Annotated in this window: 17 protein-coding genes; all 17 read left to right on the top strand. The window is 66.1% G+C overall.

What is annotated here, in order from left to right:
• The 17 genes from EV286_RS21045 to EV286_RS20965 are packed head-to-tail and all read left to right on the top strand — an operon-like array spanning nucleotide 1 to nucleotide 18,477.
• Nucleotides 1–717, top strand: a complete 717-nt coding sequence (locus EV286_RS21045; RefSeq protein WP_207909912.1) for a hypothetical protein — start codon at nucleotides 1–3, stop codon at nucleotides 715–717.
• Nucleotides 714–1,442 carry a hypothetical protein gene (locus EV286_RS21040; protein ID WP_132959120.1) on the top strand — a complete coding sequence of 243 codons (729 nt, stop codon included), beginning with the start codon at nucleotides 714–716 and terminating at the stop codon, nucleotides 1,440–1,442. Before EV286_RS21045 ends, EV286_RS21040 begins: the two co-directional genes overlap by 4 nt.
• The gene (locus EV286_RS21035) at nucleotides 1,439–2,788 is read left to right on the top strand and encodes a DUF4255 domain-containing protein (RefSeq protein ID WP_132959119.1); all 1,350 of its coding nucleotides are present in this window, start codon (nucleotides 1,439–1,441) and stop codon (nucleotides 2,786–2,788) included. Before EV286_RS21040 ends, EV286_RS21035 begins: the two co-directional genes overlap by 4 nt.
• Nucleotides 2,785–4,779, top strand: coding sequence for an ATP-binding protein (locus EV286_RS21030; RefSeq protein ID WP_207909911.1), 1,995 nt, complete (start codon nucleotides 2,785–2,787; stop codon nucleotides 4,777–4,779). Before EV286_RS21035 ends, EV286_RS21030 begins: the two co-directional genes overlap by 4 nt.
• A complete protein-coding gene (locus EV286_RS21025) occupies nucleotides 4,776–5,024 on the top strand; it encodes a hypothetical protein (protein ID WP_132959118.1) in 249 nt (82 codons plus the stop codon). Before EV286_RS21030 ends, EV286_RS21025 begins: the two co-directional genes overlap by 4 nt.
• On the top strand, nucleotides 5,021–6,247 hold the full coding sequence (locus EV286_RS21020) for a hypothetical protein (protein ID WP_132959117.1): 1,227 nt from the start codon (nucleotides 5,021–5,023) through the stop codon (nucleotides 6,245–6,247). Before EV286_RS21025 ends, EV286_RS21020 begins: the two co-directional genes overlap by 4 nt.
• Nucleotides 6,244–6,546 (top strand): hypothetical protein, encoded by a 303-nt coding sequence (locus tag EV286_RS21015; RefSeq protein ID WP_132959116.1) that lies wholly within the window; start codon nucleotides 6,244–6,246, stop codon nucleotides 6,544–6,546. The genes EV286_RS21020 and EV286_RS21015 overlap by 4 nt, the downstream gene beginning before the upstream one ends.
• Before the next feature lie 7 nt (nucleotides 6,547–6,553).
• The gene (locus tag EV286_RS21010; RefSeq protein ID WP_132959115.1) at nucleotides 6,554–7,768 is read left to right on the top strand and encodes a DUF4157 domain-containing protein; all 1,215 of its coding nucleotides are present in this window, start codon (nucleotides 6,554–6,556) and stop codon (nucleotides 7,766–7,768) included.
• The gene (locus EV286_RS21005; protein ID WP_132959114.1) at nucleotides 7,765–8,424 is read left to right on the top strand and encodes a hypothetical protein; all 660 of its coding nucleotides are present in this window, start codon (nucleotides 7,765–7,767) and stop codon (nucleotides 8,422–8,424) included. Before EV286_RS21010 ends, EV286_RS21005 begins: the two co-directional genes overlap by 4 nt.
• Before the next feature lie 13 nt (nucleotides 8,425–8,437).
• Nucleotides 8,438–8,788 carry a Base plate wedge protein 53 gene (locus EV286_RS21000; RefSeq protein ID WP_132959113.1) on the top strand — a complete coding sequence of 117 codons (351 nt, stop codon included), beginning with the start codon at nucleotides 8,438–8,440 and terminating at the stop codon, nucleotides 8,786–8,788.
• A gap of 6 nt (nucleotides 8,789–8,794) precedes the next feature.
• Nucleotides 8,795–9,925, top strand: coding sequence for a hypothetical protein (locus tag EV286_RS20995; protein WP_207909909.1), 1,131 nt, complete (start codon nucleotides 8,795–8,797; stop codon nucleotides 9,923–9,925).
• Nucleotides 9,922–10,434 (top strand): phage baseplate assembly protein V, encoded by a 513-nt coding sequence (locus EV286_RS20990; RefSeq protein ID WP_132959112.1) that lies wholly within the window; start codon nucleotides 9,922–9,924, stop codon nucleotides 10,432–10,434. Before EV286_RS20995 ends, EV286_RS20990 begins: the two co-directional genes overlap by 4 nt.
• Nucleotides 10,435–10,449: 15 nt before the next feature.
• A complete protein-coding gene (locus EV286_RS20985) occupies nucleotides 10,450–10,767 on the top strand; it encodes a hypothetical protein (RefSeq protein WP_132959111.1) in 318 nt (105 codons plus the stop codon).
• Nucleotides 10,768–10,779: 12 nt separating this feature from the next.
• Nucleotides 10,780–11,151 (top strand): GPW/gp25 family protein, encoded by a 372-nt coding sequence (locus EV286_RS20980; protein WP_132959110.1) that lies wholly within the window; start codon nucleotides 10,780–10,782, stop codon nucleotides 11,149–11,151.
• On the top strand, nucleotides 11,148–13,697 hold the full coding sequence (locus tag EV286_RS20975; RefSeq protein ID WP_132959109.1) for a putative baseplate assembly protein: 2,550 nt from the start codon (nucleotides 11,148–11,150) through the stop codon (nucleotides 13,695–13,697). The genes EV286_RS20980 and EV286_RS20975 overlap by 4 nt, the downstream gene beginning before the upstream one ends.
• Nucleotides 13,694–16,360 carry a putative baseplate assembly protein gene (locus tag EV286_RS20970; RefSeq protein WP_132959108.1) on the top strand — a complete coding sequence of 889 codons (2,667 nt, stop codon included), beginning with the start codon at nucleotides 13,694–13,696 and terminating at the stop codon, nucleotides 16,358–16,360. Before EV286_RS20975 ends, EV286_RS20970 begins: the two co-directional genes overlap by 4 nt.
• Nucleotides 16,357–18,477, top strand: a complete 2,121-nt coding sequence (locus EV286_RS20965; RefSeq protein WP_132959107.1) for a hypothetical protein — start codon at nucleotides 16,357–16,359, stop codon at nucleotides 18,475–18,477. The genes EV286_RS20970 and EV286_RS20965 overlap by 4 nt, the downstream gene beginning before the upstream one ends.
• The last annotated feature ends 15 nt before the right edge of the window (nucleotides 18,478–18,492 follow it).

The following is an 18,492-nucleotide window of genomic DNA, read 5'->3' as shown; positions in this document are numbered from 1 at the left end:
ATGTCGTCTGGCTCTGACCATGGCCGCGAGGCCGATATTCTGCTGCTGTGGGAGCGCGCCGTCGGGCTCTCCCGCTGGCGCCGCGATGACGCGCTGCTTTCGGCCGAAGGCACGCCGCCAGGCACGCTCGGCGCGCGCAACATCGGGCTTCTTGCCATGCGCAATCGTCTCTTCAGCCGCCGCTGGCCCTTGAGGAGCAAGTGCCCCGCCTGCGGCACCGACTGCGAATTCGAGATCGACAGCGCCGCCCTCGCCGGCGAACTGGCCGGCATGGCGCCACAGGAAACCAGGGCCGAAATCGAGGTAGCGGGACGATCGCTCGCGCTGCGCGCGCCAACGGTCGATGACCTGCAGGCCGTCGCGCATCTCGCCAGCAGCAAGGGTGCAGCCACCGCGCTGCTCGGTCGATGCGTCGACGGCGAGATCGACCTCTCCGACATTGCAGACGACGAACTTGCCGCGCTGGGGCACAACCTCGAGGCCCTCGATCCGGCCGCAGTCGTCACTTTCGAACTTGCCTGCCCCGGATGCGGCGGCGAATGGCCGGCCGTCATGGATGTCGGCGAGGCGGTCTGGGCCGAGCTGCGCCATGCCGCAGAACGCGCGCTGATCGAAGTCGATGCGCTGGCCCGCGCCTATGGCTGGAGCGAGGACCAGGTGATGGCCCTCTCGCCGACGCGCCGCGCCGCCTATCTGCAGCTGGCAGGTGCGTCATGACGAGCTTCCTGAACAATCTGGTCGGTCTGGCACGCGGCGAGGTGCCGGCGGGTGCGGCCCGCCTCTCACTGCCATCCCGGTTTGCAGGTCCCGCCGCGCCGGTTTCCGTCGAGACGGGGGAATTCGGCGCGAAGCCCGACGATGCAACGCCGTCCACCCCTGCAACTCCGCTTGGAACGCCTCCACAGACGCCGGGAGCCGCCTGGGCAAGGGCTGACGACGCCCCCGGTCGCCCGGCGGCGACGGCCGAAGCCACTGATTTTCCGGCAATCAAGGAGCCTCTCGTGACGCCCCGCCGCGTAGCAGCGCTGGAAGTGCCACAGACGCAGGAAGCAAGACCACCATTGCCCGGCGATCCGCGGCCGTTCGAACCGCGCCTTTCGCGTCCCGTGCAAATTCAGCGGCCGGACCCGTCAGCACCGGAGGTCAGCAGACCGACTGTGATCGGCAAGGCGCTTCCGCAAACACCTTTCGTTCCACCACCTGCTTCACCGCTCATCGGTCTTGAAGGACGCGCGATGCCAATGAGCGAGGCCGCTATGGCCGGCCGGGACGAGTTGCGCTCCCCCGAAAGGCCGATCGTCCACGTCACGATCGACCGGCTCGAAGTCCGCGCCCAGCCTTCGCAAAAGCCTGCTCCCGAACAGCGCCGCCGGCCGCCGCCGGAGCCGACCGTGTCGCTTGGCGACTACCTGCGCGGCAACGGATCGGGAGGAAGGACATGAGTTCGCCCCTCGCCATCGGCGCCGTCAGCGCGGTCCTGCGCAACCTTCTCGACGACGGGTTGGTGACGGCCGGTGCCGCAATGGGGGTGACGGTGGACGTGACGGCCGTGGCGCCCGACATGATCGACCTCGACAATGACGATGCGCCGATCCGCCTCAACCTCTTCCTGCACCAGGTGACCCCCAATCCCGGCTGGCGCAATGCCCAGCTTCCGTCGCGCAGCTCGGCAAGCGGCGAGCGGCTCACCAACGCACCCTTGGCGCTCGACCTGCACTATCTGCTGACCGCCTATGGCAGGGCCGATTTCCAGGCCGAAATACTGCTCGGCTATGCAATGCACCTGCTACATGAGCGCCCGGTGCTCGACCGGGCTGCGATCCGGCGGGCGCTCGATCCCAGCCCGCTGGATGTCAGCATGCTGCCGCCCGCCTATCAGGCGCTCACCGCGTCGGACCTCGCCGATCAGGTCGAGCAGATCAAGATCACGCCCTCGGTCATGAACACGGACGAAATGTCGAAGCTGTGGTCGGCGATCCAGACCCACTATCGTCCCTCCTCGGCCTATCAGATCTCCGTCGTGCTGATCGAGGGCACCAAGCCCGCCATCTCGCCGCTACCCGTGCTCTCGCGCGGCAAGCGTGATCCGGTCACGCATCGCGAGCGCGGCGTCCAGGTCACGCCGGACCTGCTGCCACCGCTGCCGACCCTTTTCACCGTCGCGCCGCAGAAGCTGCAGGCCGCCGCGCGGCTCGGCGAGCCGGTGACCATCACCGGCGTAAGGCTCGGCGGCGCGGGCCACCTCGTTCGTCTGAACCATCGCCTCTTCGCCTCGCCCATCGAAATCGCGCCATCGAATGTCAACGATGCCGGTACCGAGGTTACTTTCACGTTGCCGAACGACGTCGCCGCTCAAGCTGATTGGGCGCCCGGACAGCTTGCGGCAAGCATTCGCTTTAAGCCGACAGGCGAGCCTGATCCTCACGAGACCAACGGGATTCCGCTGCTGCTTGCCGCGGCACCAGTCATCGCGGCCGATGCCGGGCTCGGGCTGCCCGCCGCCACGGCGACGAGAGGCGGCGTGCCGCCGCGGGTGACCGTGACGCTCGCCTCCCGCCCCCAGGTGCACATCGAGCAGCCCGCAACCCTCATGCTCGGGTCAACTTCCGCAACGGCCTTGGCGAGAACCAATAATACCGATCCGCTGGTCTTCGAATTCCCGAACACCTTGCCTGCCGGACAGCACTTCGTGCGCCTGCGTGTCGATGGCACCGACAGCGTACTGATCGACCGTAGCGGCCCCGAACCGATCTTCGATCCCTCGCAACGCATAACGGTGCCGGCATGAGCGCTTCCCTCGAACATATGCGGCCCGCCCCGGTCACGCCGCTCTCAAGCTGGAGTGAGCTCAACAGGCAGTGGCTCGTCGCGGCGATACGCAGGCTGCGCGAGCGTATAGAGGCTCTGTCAGCCGACGGCGCCACACCGAACACGATCCCCGACTGCATCGAGGCACAACCCGCTTCCGGATTTCTGCCCGCCCTCATTCGTTGCGCGGAAACCTTCGGCCTCTCGCCTTTCGAGCGTGAACTGCTGCTTCTCGTCGCGGGGCTGGAGCTTGACCAAGGCCTGCGGGCTGCTGTTGGGCGCTTCAATACCAACGGATCCCCCGCTGCAACCTACGGCCTTGCCCTGGCCGTGCTTACCCAATCGCATTGGGATGCATTGTCGCCTGAGCGTCCGCTGCGGCGCTGGCGGATCGTGGAGTCGCAGGCCGGCGGCCTGCTGACGCAGTCGGTCCTCCGTCTCGACGAACGCATCCTTCACTTCATTGCCGGCATCGCCGCCCGCGATGCGCATCTCGAGGGGATGGCGAGCCTCGTCGAGCCGCCGAAGGGCGGTGGCGACGCGGCCGGTCATCCTTTGGCGCAGCGCACCGCAGCACTCCTTGACGGCAACGACCACCCGAGACCGGTTGTCGTGCTGCATGGAGGCACCGACGCCACAGCGCGACGCGATCTCGTGCTTGCCGCCCTTGCCGAGTGCGGACGACCCGCTCTGTGGATCGCGGCGCACGGACTCGCGGGCGACGGCGCCACCCTTTCGCTCATCGCGCGTCATCTGGACCGAGAGCACCTCCTGACCGGAGCGGTTCCGGCCCTGTCGGTGAATGCGGAAGCGGAGGAAACGGCGGCACTCGACCTGATCGCCCGGATGGAGGGACCGGCGCTCTGGCTCGGCACGCCGGCATTCGGCCTTTCGACGCTGCCGCTGCGACGGCGAATCGTGCGCTACGAACTGCCAAAGCCGGGCAAGCGGCAGGCGCAGGCGCGACTGGCCACCCACTGGCAACAGTCCGCCCTCGGCGAAAGCCGGGATCCTGACGTCGATGCCGCCATCAAGCGGGCGTCCGAACAGTTCCATCTCACCTCCCAATCCCTGGAACAAGTGATCGAGCGTCTCGACACCGCCACGCCGGCGGATCGGCCGGCGACCGTATGGGCTGCGGCGCGCGAGGCCGTGCGCGGCGGGTTGGAGGCTCTCGCACAGCGCATCGACACGCGCGTGACCTTCGATGACCTTGTCCTGCCTTCCGGCCAGACTGCAACCTTGCGCGACATCGCGCGGCATCTGCGCCATCGCGATCTGGTCTACGAGGATTGGGAATTCGGCCGCAAGCACCAGCTGGGCCAGGGCTTGGTCGCCCTCTTTGCCGGCGAGCCGGGCACGGGCAAGACGCTGGCGGCAGAGGCGATCGCAAGCGAAGTCGAGCTCGACCTCTACCGCGTCGACCTGGCATCCACAGTCAGCAAATATATCGGTGAAACCGAGAAGAACCTGAAACGCCTCTTCGATGCGGCGGAAGCGAGCGGCGCAGTCCTCCTCTTCGACGAGGCCGACGCCCTGTTCGGCAAACGCAGCGAGGTGAAGGACAGCCACGATCGCTATGCCAACATCGAGGTCGCCTATCTGCTGCAGCGCGTCGAAGCCTATCGCGGCCTCGCTATTCTGACGACCAACATGAAGAGCGCGCTCGACCGCGCCTTCCTGCGCCGCATCCGCTTCGTCGTGACCTTCCCCTTCCCCGACATGGCGGCGCGCGAACAAATATGGCGCAAGCAGTTTCCGCCTGTCGCGCCGCTTGGCGACATCGACTTCGTGGAGCTTTCCCGCCTCAATCTCGCCGGCGGCCATATCCGCAGCGTCGCGCTCGCCGCCGCCTTCAAGGCCGCGGAAAAAGGCTCCGCGATCGATCAGGAACTGTTGATCGCCGCCGCCCGCGAAGAATTCGCAAAAATGGAGCGCAATTTCAGCACGACCGTCGGAGGCAGGCCATGACGAGCCGCGACATCCAGATCCACATCGGCCGCCTCGTCGTTCATTCGGACGCCCTGCCCGCCGACGCGACAACCGCCCAGGAATTTGCCGCCCTGGTCCAACAGGCAATTGGCGAGCGGCTTGCGGGCGCCGAACAGCCGAGGCAAGCCGGTTCCGGCACGACGCGTGCGGTCGCGAACGGTATTCTCGATCTGCCGCAAGTGGCTGGCCGCCTTGCCGATGGAAAGGGGAGGTTCGAACGATGAGCGGAACCCTCGCCGCAAGAGGCACGCAGTCAACCGCGGAAAATGCCAGCGCCAGACAGCGCGCCCACGCGCAATCCCGGACGGCAGGCAACCTCGATGAAATGGCGGATGCAACCGAGCTGCAGACAATCAGCCCGCTCCGGGGAACTAACTGGGCGGACTACAGCACAGTGGCGCTTACGGACTTAGCCACCCCACGCGGGAGCGTCACGACCGAACTTGCACGCGCCGAGGACGAAGCAGAGGCCGATACGCCCGACCTCGTCGAGGATCCGAAGGACAAGGACGAGGCAACCAGGACCGAAGCCGCGCGCGCCGAACTCTCTCCGGCCACTTCACCCGCCGCGCCACCGGCCCTGTCTGGTTCGGCACTTGCCGCTCCTTCGCTGAACATCGGCACCATTCTGTTGCCCGGGAAACAACCGCAGACCTACGCAGCCGCGCATGCGGCACAAGAGTTCGACCACCCCCACGGCCAGACCGTCGCTCCCGGTGGCAAGCCCACTGAGGGAGCCGCCTCGAACGACTGCCTGCCTTCCACCGCATCCGCCACGCTGGCATGGGACGTGGTCGATGCGGACAAGGACAATTGGGGGGCGGATGTTCAGTCTCTGACGCTGGTGGGACAGGTCAACGTGAAGCCATGGCCCTCCAATCCGACGAGCATGACCGTTCCAAACACGGCAAATCCCGTTGACGGCGGCAATATCAACAACACCGCGGGGTCCGACAACAATTGGCAGGCAGCAATCGACGACATGGCGGACTACAATCTGGTCGATGGCGGAGCAGGACCGAACTGGCACAGCACCGACGCCTCTCATGCGCACGAGTGGGCCCATTGGAACACCGACTACGTGATTGACAGCGTCGGGAGCGCAGCCGGTGGCAACTGGTCAAAGGTCAACACGGACATCGACGCCTTGCGGCAGCCGAAGACCACAAGCGCGACAGCGGGCGATGCGAAGACGGCGCTCACGGCTCGCGTCAACGCCCAGTTCGCCAAGTGGCGAAGCAACACGATCAAGCGTTGGAACGCGATCCCCGATACGGCCGGCGTCGCAGGGAGCACAGGCTATGAGGCCGGCGCCGCCGTGCTTGCCACCCTCATCGCCTCCGTGCGGGCCTATGCGGTCAGCAAGGGATGGGCGGGAGCACCCCCACCACCGCCGGCGCCGTTCTTACCACTGCCACCCAGACCCGGTCGGGACATACCGCCATGATCGACACGTCATCCAATCCGAAGCTCGACGCGAGCGACTGCCTGCAGGCCATCGCATTGGCGATGAAGGTGCTCGAGCCGCTGGCGCCGCCAGATGGACCCTTCAAGCTCATCGGCGTCACCAACCTGGTCAAGGGCAGCCGGCCGCCGAGCGGCCCGATGGTCTGGGAATTGACGTTCAAGCCGAGCCGACTGCTGCCCGATAACCCATCAGAGGAAGTCGGTGCCGGCGGCGAGTGGTTCGCACGTATCGATTTGGCAAGACATGACAATCCAGTTCGGCTGATCCGAGGGGAGTAACGCATCGATGAGTGGCAGGCGCATCGCCGATGTGCAGCAGCTTCAGAGCACGGGGCCGACGCGGGCAGTCGCACGCGGCAACCCGTTGACCACCGAACTGCGCAGCCAATTCGAGCCGGCATTCGGTGCCGATTTCTCGATGGTGCGGGTTCACACCGACGAGGCGGCCGGTGCCTCGGCACTTGGGCTCGGTGCGCGTGCCTATAGCCTGGGATCGGATATCGTCTTTGCGCCCGGGCATTTCACGCCGGACACCGGAGAGGGACGTGAGCTGATCGCGCACGAGCTTTTCCACGTCAGCCGGGAGGGTGGCCGCGTGCCCCAACCGGGTACTCCGATCACGATCGATCCGCCCGGAAGCGCTGAAGAACACCAGGCGGAAGAGGCGGCGCGAACGCTTGCTTCGGCGCCGGCAACACCGGTTTCCTCCACATCGCCGGTCGTCGCTCCATCGCGACCGCGCCCGACAGGGACGCCGAGGCTGCACCGCTCGCTCCTCGGCGCGGGCATCGGCGGCCTCTTGGGAGGGGCGGTCGGCGCCGTCGGCCTTGGCCTTCTGGGTGGCCTGCTCGGACCGGCCGGCGCAGTGGTCGGGGCCATCGTCGGCGGAATCGGCGGTCTGGTCGCCGGCGCAATCGTCGGTGATATCGCATCGCGGCGCAGCCGCAGCCTGACCGGGCCGGAGAAGGCCTATCTGCAGGAAATCTTTCACGATGCGGTGGACTACGACAAGGTCACGATTACCCGCGGCAGCGCGCTGTCCGTCGGCGCCGCCCGCACCACCGGGAACACGATCAACCTGCAGGACGAGCATTTCAAGGGCGATACCATGGAGCTCTCGGACGCCGGCCTCCTCGTGCTCGCACATGAGACCGGGCATGTCTGGCAATACCAGAACGGTGGGCTTTCCTACATTCCATCCAGCCTGATTCCGCAAATCGTCGCCGGCCTGACCGGCCAGTCGCGCAACGTCGCCTACGATTGGCGCAATGCCGTGCGCAACCACATCGACTGGGCCGACTGGAACGCCGAACAACAGGCCGAATGCATCTCGGATTACAACGAGGCGTTCCGGCGCACCCAGGACGGCACGGCCACCCTGAAGGACTACGAGACGGTCACACTCGCCCAGCCCTTCATCGAGTTCGTGCGCCAGCGCATCGGAGCGGTCGGCTCGACAAGGCGGAACACCACGGCAGCACCCGCAGGAGCAACGCCATGACGCTTACCTCCTCACCAAAGGTCATCAAGGGTGGACTGGTGGTGCTCGCGCCGGGCGGCGGTGCGGTGCGCAACACGATCGCGCTCCAGTACAATCCGGACACGCTGACGCGCAGCTATCAGGTCCAGGGCGTCGGCGGCGATGGCGGCGGCGAGCGGGCGCAGCCGTTCCGTCTCAAGGGGCCGGCGATCGAGACGATCAAGTTCGACGCCGAGATCGACGCGACGGACCAGCTCGAATTCCCGGGTAACCATCCGAACGCGGTCGCCTTCGGCATCGCTCCGCAGATCGCCGTCCTCGAGGCGCTTGTCAATCCAAGCGTGGAAGAGCTGCTCGCGGTCGCAACCCAGACGTCCGGCGGGACATTGGAGATCCTGCCGCCGGAGGCTCCGCTCGTCCTGTTCGTGTGGAGCAAGAACCGCGTCGTGCCGGTCCGCGTCACGGATTTCTCGGTAACGGAGCAGGCCTTCGACCCCGCGCTCAATCCGATCCGCGCCAAGGTGAGTCTCGGTCTACGGGTGATGAGCATCGAGGATCTCGGCTTTACGCACCGCGGCGGCACGATCTTCATGAGCTATCTGCGTGCCCGCGAGGCCCTGGCGCAGAAGGCGGGCGGCACGACGCTCGCCTCGCTCGGCATCAGCAACCTGCCATGACGGGAGAGACGCGATGACGACAGACCCAGTCCAGTTGCTGATCGAAGCGGGCGCGATACCGTCGAACCCGTTTGCCTCGAACAGCCGCTATCGCGACGTGCTCTTCGGCCTCTATCGCCGCGACGCGGCCGATCCCGGCGTCGCCTATGTGCTGCGCCGCTTCATCGCCCAGCGCCGCGACATCCCTGTTGCCTTCGAACACATCGTCCAGGGTGGCGAGCGGCCCGATCTGCTGGCCGCCCAGGCCTTTGCCGATGCCGAACTCTACTGGCGGATCGCCGACGCGAACGCGGTGACCGACCCGAACGAACTGACCGACACTCTGGGACGCCGGGTGGCGATCCCGCTGGTCGCGGGGGGCTAGGAAACGATGGCCATTCAAAGCGGCATCCAGCTGTCGTTGAAGATCGGACCGGTGCCGATAGCCGCACCGCGCGAGGTCTCCGATGCGCTCGTCCGTGTGAAGGTCGAGGACGGATCGGGCGGCACGCAGAGCGGCTTCGAGATGACCTTCGAGCTCCCCGCCCGCTCGCCGCTGCGCACGCTCTTCCTGCTCGCCGGCGGCGGCAGCCTGCCGTTGATGCGCGTCGTCCTCGTGGTCACGATCAACGGCACCGCCCAGTCGATCATCGACGGCGTGACGACCAACGTCGAGGCCCAGCCCGGCGAAGGCGGCGTGTCGCGGCTCGTAGTGAAAGGCAAGGATCTCTCCGCCCTCATGGATATTATCGAGATCCCCGGCCTGCCCTTCCCAGCAATGCCGCCTTCGGCGCGCATCCTCCTCGTGCTCGCGAAATACGCAGCCTTCGGCGTCATCCCGCAGGTCATTCCCAGCATCCTCGACATTCCGCCGTTGCCGATGCAGCAGATCCCGCAGCAGCGGGGCAGCGACTACGCCTATGTGAAGCGCCTGGCGGGCGAGGCCGGCTATGTCTTCTATCTCGAGCCCGGCCCGACGCCCGGCACCTCGAAGGCCTATTGGGGGCCGGAAATCCGCGTCGGCGAACCGCAGCCCGCTCTGACGACCAATATGGACGCCCATTCCAATGTCGAGCAGCTCACTTTCAACTTCGACAAGGAGCGGAAGAAGATGCCGATCGTGTTCTTCCAGGAGCCGATCAGCAAGGCACCGATCGGCCTGCCCATCCCGGATGTGACGCCGCTCAATCCGCCGCTCGGACTGGTGCCGCCGCTGCCGCCTAAAATAGAGAAGCTCGACGCGACCTCGCACCTGCCGGCTCCGCAGGCGCTGATGGCCGGCCTCGCCTATGCAGGACAGAACAGCGATTCCGTCTTCGGAAAAGGAAAACTCGATGTCGCGCGATACGGCCGGTTGCTGAAGTCCCGCCAGCTCGTCGGCGTGCGCGGCGCCGGCGTCGCCTTCGACGGGCTCTACTATGTCAAATCCGTAACCCACGAAATCGAGCGCGGCTCCTACAAGCAAAACTTCACGCTTGCGCGCAACGGCCTCGTCTCGACCATTCCGGCGGTGCCAACATGAGCACCGCACCACTCTTCGGCAAATACCGTGGCACGGTCATCAACAATGTCGATCCGATGCAGATCGGGCGGATCCAGGCAATGGTGCCGGACCTTGCCGGCTTCGTGCCGGGCACATGGGCCATGCCCTGCGTACCCGTTGCCGGCATTAACACCGGTGTCTTCACGGTGCCGATGATCGGGGCCGGCGTCTGGGTCGAATTCGAACGGGGCGATCCGGACTATCCGATCTGGGTTGGCGGTTATTGGGGAAGTGCTGCGGAAGTGCCGGTGATGTCGCGCACGGTTCCCCCGGGCGTCAACGGCATCACGCTGCAGACAACGCTCAAGAACGGCATCGTCATCAGCGATGTCCCGGGGCCGACCGGCGGCATCCTGATCCAGACGACAACAGGTGCGATGATTTCGGTGAGCGACGTCGGCATCGTCATTTCCAACGGCAAGGGGGCGATCATCAACATGACCGGCCCCTCGGTTGACGTGAACCTCGGCGCATTGACGGTGATCTAGGGAGGATGAAACGCCATGCCAGCTCCCATCCTGCATCTCGGCGCTACCGTCCTCTGCACCCATGCGGGTCAGGCGACCCCACTTGCGCCGTTCCCGCGGATTCTGCTCTCGGGCCAGCCGGCGGTGACGCTGACGAGCCCCTATGCGATCGCCGGCTGCGCGCTGACGGGAACGCCGACGCCGCCCTGCGTCATGGGACAGTGGCTCGTCGGAGCCGTCCGCGTCCTGGCCGGCGGCACGCCCGTGGTCACGATGACGGGCTCCTCCACCTGCATTCCGACAGGAACGCCGATGCTGCCAGTCGTGGCGCAGACGCGCGTCCTGGCAACGTGAGGAGGGAAAGGGATGGCTGCCGACCTTGACTTCCCCTACCACTTTTCCAGCCTCGGCCGCACGGCAACGACTGATCGCGATGACCATATCGGCGACCTGATCGAGCAGGTCCTCTTCACCTCGCCCGGCGAACGCGTGATGCGGCCGGATTTCGGTGCCGGCCTGCTTGCCCTGGTCTTCGAGCCGAACAGCGCGACGCTGGCGGCAGCCACGCAGATGCTCGTGCAATCCTCGCTGCAGCTCCACCTCTCCCATCTCATCGCAGTGCAATCCGTCGAGGTGGTCAATGATGACGCGGCCCTGCGCGTCGATGTCCGCTACACGGTTCTTCTCGATCGCACGACCCACGCGGCAACCTTCACGGCACCGGGGAGCGCGCCATGAGATATCATTGCTGCGATCTTCGCCGGCTTTCCGTTCTGCGCCGCAGCGGCTCGGCCAATGCCATCGATTTCATCGAGGTGCTGGACAAGGATGCCCCACCCGGCGCGCCGCGCCAGCAGACCCTGTTCGTGAGGCTGTTGCGCACAGGCTTCAACATCACGCCGGACAACCTGCGCATCACCGGCGGCGAGCGCATCCGCACCGTCGGGATCGTCTGGTCCGCTACCGCCGACGCCTTGCCGCCAGAGGCGGAGCCCGGCCTCGTCGATACGGTCGACGATCTCCCGCGCACGCTGGTGATCCGCACCGATAGTTCCGGCGACTTCTCGACCTACACGCTCAGCATCGTAGCCAATTCCGGCAGCAGCAATCCGCCCGCCGGCTTCGACCCGATCCTTTCCTCGATCGAGTTTTCCTTCAAGGTCGAATGCCCGGCCGATTTCGATTGCGCGGATACACATGCCTGCCCGCCGGAGCTTCGCCCGCGCCCTGACATCGACTACCTCGCCAAGGACTTCCAGGGCTTTCGGCGACTGATGCTCGACCGCCTCAATCTCCTGGTGCCCGGCTGGACGGAACGCTCCGCCGCGGACCTCGGCGTCATGCTCGTCGAACTTCTCGCCTATGCCGCGGACAACCTCTCTTACCGCCAGGACGCCATCGCCAACGAGGCCTATCTGGCGACGGCGCGCCAGCGCATCTCGGTAAGACGCCACGCGAGGCTCGTGGACTATTTCATGCACGAGGGGTGCAATGCCCGCGCCTTCGTCCATTTCGACGTCAACGAAGCGGACGTGACGCTGCCCACGCGAACGCAATTGCTGACGGAGGTTCCAGGCCTGCCGCCGGTCATCGCACCCGCAAGTATCGAGCTGACGAAGGCGCTTGCGGCAAACCCGCTGATCTTCGAGACGACCCATGACGCGGTCCTGCACAGCCAACTCAACCGCCTCTTCTTCTACGCCTGGGGCGATAGCGGCTGCTGCCTGCCCAAGGGCGCCACGTCCGCGACCCTGCGCGATCACCTCGACACGCTTCAGGTCGGCGACATCCTGATCTTCGAGGAGGTAGTGAGCCCGACCACGTTCAGCGAGGACGACGTCGACCTGACCCATCGCTGGGCAGTGCGACTGACCAGCGTCGTGCATTCGAGCGACCCCTCCGGACAGCTCTTCGACGAGCCGCCCGTCGACGGGCCGGTCGACGTGACCGAGATCGCCTGGGATGCCGCCGACGCCCTGCCGTTCGCCCTTTGCCTCTCCGTCGAGGAGCGGCCGGGCCTCGAGATCAGCGTTGCGCTCGGCAATATCGTGCTCGTCGATCATGGCGCGACGATCGAAGGGGAAGCCCTCGGCGAAGTGCCGGAGCATGTTCTGGAAGTTGCCGCGGAAGAAACCGGCTGCGGCTGCGATGCGCCCGATGCGGTGCCCGTGCCGCCGCGCTTCCGTCCGGCGCTTGAGAACAAGCCGCTGGCACACGGCTTCGACCTGCCCAAGCTGTTGTCAGTCCCGATCGACCCAGACAATGCCTGGTGGCCGGCGTCCTCGCTGCTTTCGATCGACGCACGCTCGGCAAAGCCCCTGATAACCGACCTCGAGGGAACGTCGGGCGCGGCTCCTCCGGATTCCTGGACTGTCCAGCGCGATCTCATGTCGAGCGTCGCAGGTGCCACCGACTTCGTCGTCGAGGTCGAGGACGACGGTACGGCGAAGCTGCGCTTCGGAGACGACGACCGCGGCAAGCGGCCCGATCCCGGCACCAATTTCAGTATAACCTACAGGGTTGGCAACGGCGCCGTCGGCAATGTCGGGGCAGATGCGATCTTCCATATCGTCAGCCCGTCCAATGGCGTCTTCGACGCGCTTCGCAATCCCATGCCCGCCGCAGGCGGCACCGAGCCGGAAAACATCGAAACGGTGCGCCGCGACGCGCCACAGGCCTTCCGGACCCAGGAGCGAGCGGTCACGGCGGCCGATTATGCCGCCGCCGCCGAACGTCGGCCGGATGTGCAGCGCGCCGCCGCGACCTTCCGCTGGACGGGCAGCTGGCATACGGTCTTCATCACGCCCGATCGCTTTGGCGGCGGCGAAATCGATGCGACGTTCCGCACCCGCATGCGCCGTCACCTCGAACGGTTCCGCATGGCAGGCTACGATCTCGACGTATCATCGCCGCGCTACGTGCCTCTCGACGTCGCCCTGCACATCTGCGTCAAGGACGATTATTTCCGTGCCGACGTGCTGCATGCCGTCGAAAAAGTCCTCTCTAGCACGGCCCTTTCCGATGGCAGGCTGGGGCTCTTCCATCCCGACAATTTCACCTTCGGGCAGCCGGCCTATCTGAGCCAGGTCATCGCCGCGGCGCAGGCGGTGGAAGGGGTGGAAGCCGTGCGCGCCGATCGCTTCCAGCGCCTCGCCAATCCCGAACCGACCTCCCTCGATGAGGGCGTCATCGATATCGGCGGGCTGGAGATCGCCCAACTTGCCAACAATCCGAATTTCCGCGAGCGCGGCAAGCTCGAAATCAGCGCTGGAGGCGGCAAATGAGCACGCCTGTCCCTGACCTGAAACCCCATGCACCGCCCGTCGCCGCCGGCAGCGAGTGCTGCGGCTGCTGCGAGGGCATCGAAGCCGAAACCCCGCAGGCACTTTTCAATCGCAGCGGGCTTTCGGCGATCGAGTATCGCATCGGTGAATATTCCCATTTCCGGGAGAGCCTGCAGGCGGCGCTTTCCTCCGCAGCCTTTCCGCAGCTATCGCAGCTGCGCTCGCGCGATGACGACGATTTCACGATCGGCCTGATCGATGCCTTCGCCTGCTCGGCAGACGTGCTGACCTTCTACCAGGAGCGGATCGCCAACGAATCCTTCCTGCGCACGGCCGTCGAGCGCATTTCGTTGCAGGAGATGGGCAAGCTCGTCGGCTATCGCCTGCGGCCCGGCGTCGCCGCCGAGACATGGCTCGCCTTCGCTCTCGATACACCACCCACGCCGCCGGCCAATCTCGCGCCCGAACCGGGGAATTTCGTGACCGGCGTGCCGGAAAGCCTTGTTCTCGAGACCGGCCTGAAAGTACAGAGTGTTCCGGGTCCGGGTGAAAAACCCCAGACCTTCGAACTGGTGGAGACGCTCGCCGAGGCGCGGCCTGCATGGAACGCCATCCGCCCGTGGCTGAGCGAGACGCATTTCCCGGGGCGCGACGAGCGCGAGGCATGGCTGGCGGGTGTCGCTACCGGTCTCAAGCCCGGAGATGCGCTCCTCTTTGTCGGCCAGGAATTCTTCGACAGCGCGGACAGCGACAACTGGGATTTCCGGCTGATCACGGGGGTCACGGCCGACAGCGATAACGACCGCACGCGAGTCACCTGGGCCCGCGGGCTGGGCTCCTCCTCCCCCTTCTCCAACCCCGCAAGCCAGACCTTCGTCTTCGCTATGCGCAAGCGCGCCGGCGTGTTCGGCAACAATGCTCCGGTCTGGCGCAGCATGGATGCGCGTTTCCGCGCCGACTACGCTGCCAAGTTTGGTGGCGCGGCCGATGACGGCGAATGGCGCGATTTCTTCATCAGCCTCGTCACGCCGACCGCGGCGGGCGGCGCAGTCGATCTCGACGGCACACAGACGGAAATCGGCGCAGACGTGCCCGGCGCGATCGAAAAGCGCAGCTTCGCGATCCTTGCAAAGGGCGGCTTCAACCGGCCCGATGAGAATTTCCCGAGCGGCACCTATGTCGAACTTTACCGGGTCACGGGAACGACCGAGATCTCTCGCGCGAACTTCGCTCTGTCGGCCAAGGTGACCCGGCTGGAATTGGCTGGTGAGAACCTCGATGATGTCTTCAAGGATCAGGTGCGCGAAACCTCGGTCTACGGCAAGTCCGAGTTCCTGCCGCTGGCCGCGCGCCCTGTGACCACGAACGTCAGCGGCGACCGGGTACCCGCTGCCATCGGCCAGGAGGCTCTGCTGCCCGGTCGGCGGCTAATCATCCGGGGCCTGCGCGCCAACGACAACAAGGCTGTTACCCTGCAGGTAACGCTTGTTGCGGCACATCCCGCCGGCCCGGGCCGTTGCGAACTGGAGATCGCCCCTCCGCTTCCCAATCCCCTCCTGCGCGGAAGCGTCGTCGTGCATGCGAACGTCGCGCTCGCCTCGCACGGCGAGTCGGTCTTCCAGATTCTCGGCGCCGGCAATGCCAGCCAGAGCTTCCAGCGTTTCGAGTTGAAGCAGCTGCCGCTCACCTACCGCGCTGCCGCCAACGAGATCGGTGCCGAAGCGGAGTTGACCGTGCGCGTCGGCGACATCGCCTGGAAGGAGCGGCCGACGATGTTCGGTGCCGCACCGACCGAGCGCGCCTTCACGCTGCAAACCGACGAGCAAGGCCGCGAATTCGTCGCCTTCGGAGATGGATTGCGCGGTGCCCGCCTGCCGACCGGTGTCAACAATATCCGTGCCGCCTACCGCAAGGGGCTCGGCACCGAGGGCAATGTCGCAGCTGAAAAGCTCACCCAGCTCATGACGCGTCCGCTCGGGCTGAAGAGCGTCAGTAATCCCCTTCCCGCTGAGGGCGGCACGGAGCCGGAGCCCTCGGATGCAGCCCGGCGCACGATCCCGCTGACGACCCGCACCCTCGGCCGAGCCGTCTCCCTGCTCGACTACGAGGATTTCGCCCGCGCCTTCAGCGGCATTGCCAAGGCAAGTGCCGCGGTGCTCCAGCCACGCCAGGGCCAGACGATCGCCATCACGCTCGCTGCGCCGAACGGCGATCCGCTGACATCGTCGAACCCGGTGCTGCAGAACCTACTGGCAGCCCTGAAATCAAGCGGCGACCCGCATGTCTCCGTCACGCTGCTCGATCATGAGGCAAGCACCTTCCGCCTCGGCCTCAAGGTCAAGGTAGATCCCGCCTTTGAAGTGAAGAAAGTCCTGGCGGCAGTGGAAGCAGCGCTTCGGGCGCATTTCTCCTTCGATGCGCGAGATCTCGGACAGGCGGTCCAGCAATCGGACGTCATCGCGGTGGCGCAGTCCGTCGCCGGTGTCGTCGCGGTCGATCTCTCGCGTCTCTACGGCGGCACGCAGCCTGCGGCGCAGACCGTTCCCTCACTCCAGGTCCGGCTCCTTGCCTCGCGTATGCGCGTCGAAAACGGCGTCGCGCGACCCGCAGAACTCCTCACCCTCGATCCCGGACCCTTCGATCAGTTGGAGGAGATGGCATGAGCACGCTGACCGCCGAACGCCTCTATTCGTTGCTGCCCGCCGTCTATCGCCTGCGCGACGCCGAACAGGGAGAACCGCTGAAGGCGCTGCTTGCGGCCTTCGCCAAGGAATTCGCCGCCCTGGAGGAAAATGTCGAGCAGCTCTACGACGACCAGTTCATCGAGACCTGCGCCGACTGGGTAGCGCCCTATATCGGCGACCTGATCGGCTACCGGCCGCTGCATGGCGTGGCACCGAACATCGCCTCGCCGAGGGCGGAAGTCGCGAACACCATCGGTCACCGCCGGCGCAAAGGCACTGCCCTGATGCTCGAGCAGCTTGCGAGCGACGTCACCACATGGCCGGCCCATGCCGTCGAATATTTCGAGCTTCTAGCAACGACCCAGTACATGAAGCATATCCGGCTGCATGCCAAGGCGACGGCCGATCTCCGTGACCTGAAGGCGACCTTCCTGCTGGGCGGTGCCTTCGAGAGCTTCGCCCATACCGCCGAGATGCGCCGGCCGGAGGCGCGTTCCGGACGCTACAACATTCCGAATGTCGGGATCTTCCTCTGGCGCCTGCTGGCGCTACGCCTGACGGCGCTGCCGCTGGTGCCCGACCCGGGTGATGCGAGCGGCCGCAAGTTCCGCGTCAATCCGCTCGGAGCCGACCTGCAGCTCTTCCGCCGGCCACGAACGGAGGACGACATCAGCCATCTTGCCGAACCGATCAACGTTCCCGAGCCGCTGTCCGTCCGCCTGATGGCGATTGCGGTAAAGGCAGCGCAGGCAAGTACGATCCCTGCACCCGACGACATCCTCGAAGACGACTACGGCGATGGCGAAAGCATCGTCTTCCTGCGTCCCGGCACGCCGCCGACGCCGGTACCGGTCGGCGAGGTCAGGGTCTGCGACCTGCGGGACATTCTCGACGGTGGCGGCACCGTCATCGGCTGGAATCATGAGGATGCCGTGCCGGCCGGAACGATTGGCTTCGATCCGGAGCGCGGCCGCGTCCTTCTCGGTGAACCGGCTGACGGACCGCTGCTTGCGACCTTCCACTACGGTACGCCGAGCGCGATCGGCGGCGGCGAATACGAGCGCACGCCCGAAGGCGAGGAACTGGCGACCCAGGAGACGGTCGCCAACGGTGATGCTCTGCAGCCTCATCTCGACAACATCGCGGGCGGCGGCCGGCTCCTGATCGACGACAGCCTGACCTATGCCGAGACCCCCACCTTCCGGATCGACGACGTCACCGCGCCGCAGGCACCGGGCCTGAAAGTCGTGGTTGCGGCACGGAACCCTGCACGGCCACTGATCGTGGCGGGCGGCGAGGTCACGCTTGCAATCGGCGCGCGCGGCCGGCTCATCCTCGACGGCATGGTCTTTTCCGGCGGCGCGCTCCGCCTCGCCGCAGCGGCCGACGACGAGCCGCGCGAACTCGTTTTGCGCGATTGCACATTGGTGCCGGGCCTCACGCTCAATCCCGATGGCAGTGCCGTCTCGCCCGGCGCGCCGAGCCTCATCATCGAGCATCCCTTCGCCAAGGTCACTCTCGAGCGTTGCATCACCGGCCCGCTCGTCATCGAGAGCGACGTCGAGATCACGCTGAAAGACTGCATCGTGGACGCCGGCGCGCCGGAAACACCCGCCTATGCCGGCGACAATGCCGGCGGCCCGGGCGGCACGCTCACCGCATCCGAATGTACCTTCGTCGGCAAGGTCCATGCGAAGCTCATCGAGCTTGCCTCGAATTCGATCCTCTTTGCGGCCCTTGGTCCCGCACCCGGCGAAACCTGGCGGGCACCTGTGATCGCCGAACGCCGCCAGGAAGGCTGCATGCGCTTCTCCTTCGTGCCCGCCGGTTCCGTGACGCCGAGGCGGTATCGCTGCATTCCGGACGAGGATCACCCGGGCGCGCTGCCGCACTTCACCTCGCTGCGCTACGGCGATCCCGGCTACGGCCAGCTGAAAAGCTCGACCGATGCCTCGATCCGGACCGGTGCGGACGATGAAAGCGAAATGGGCGTGCTGCACGATCTGTTCCAGCCGCAGCGTGAAACGAACCTGCGCATCCGGCTCGACGAATATCTGCGGTTTGGCCTGCACGCCGGCGTCTTCTACGCCAGCTAAAAGCAATTGACGGGG

Origin of the sequence: Rhizobium sp. BK251, from assembly GCF_004345245.1 — a bacterium.
Classification (GTDB): Bacteria; Pseudomonadota; Alphaproteobacteria; order Rhizobiales; family Rhizobiaceae; genus Rhizobium.
The sequence above is the reverse complement of the archived record's forward strand: the minus strand, read 5'-3'. Positions and strand labels throughout refer to the sequence as shown.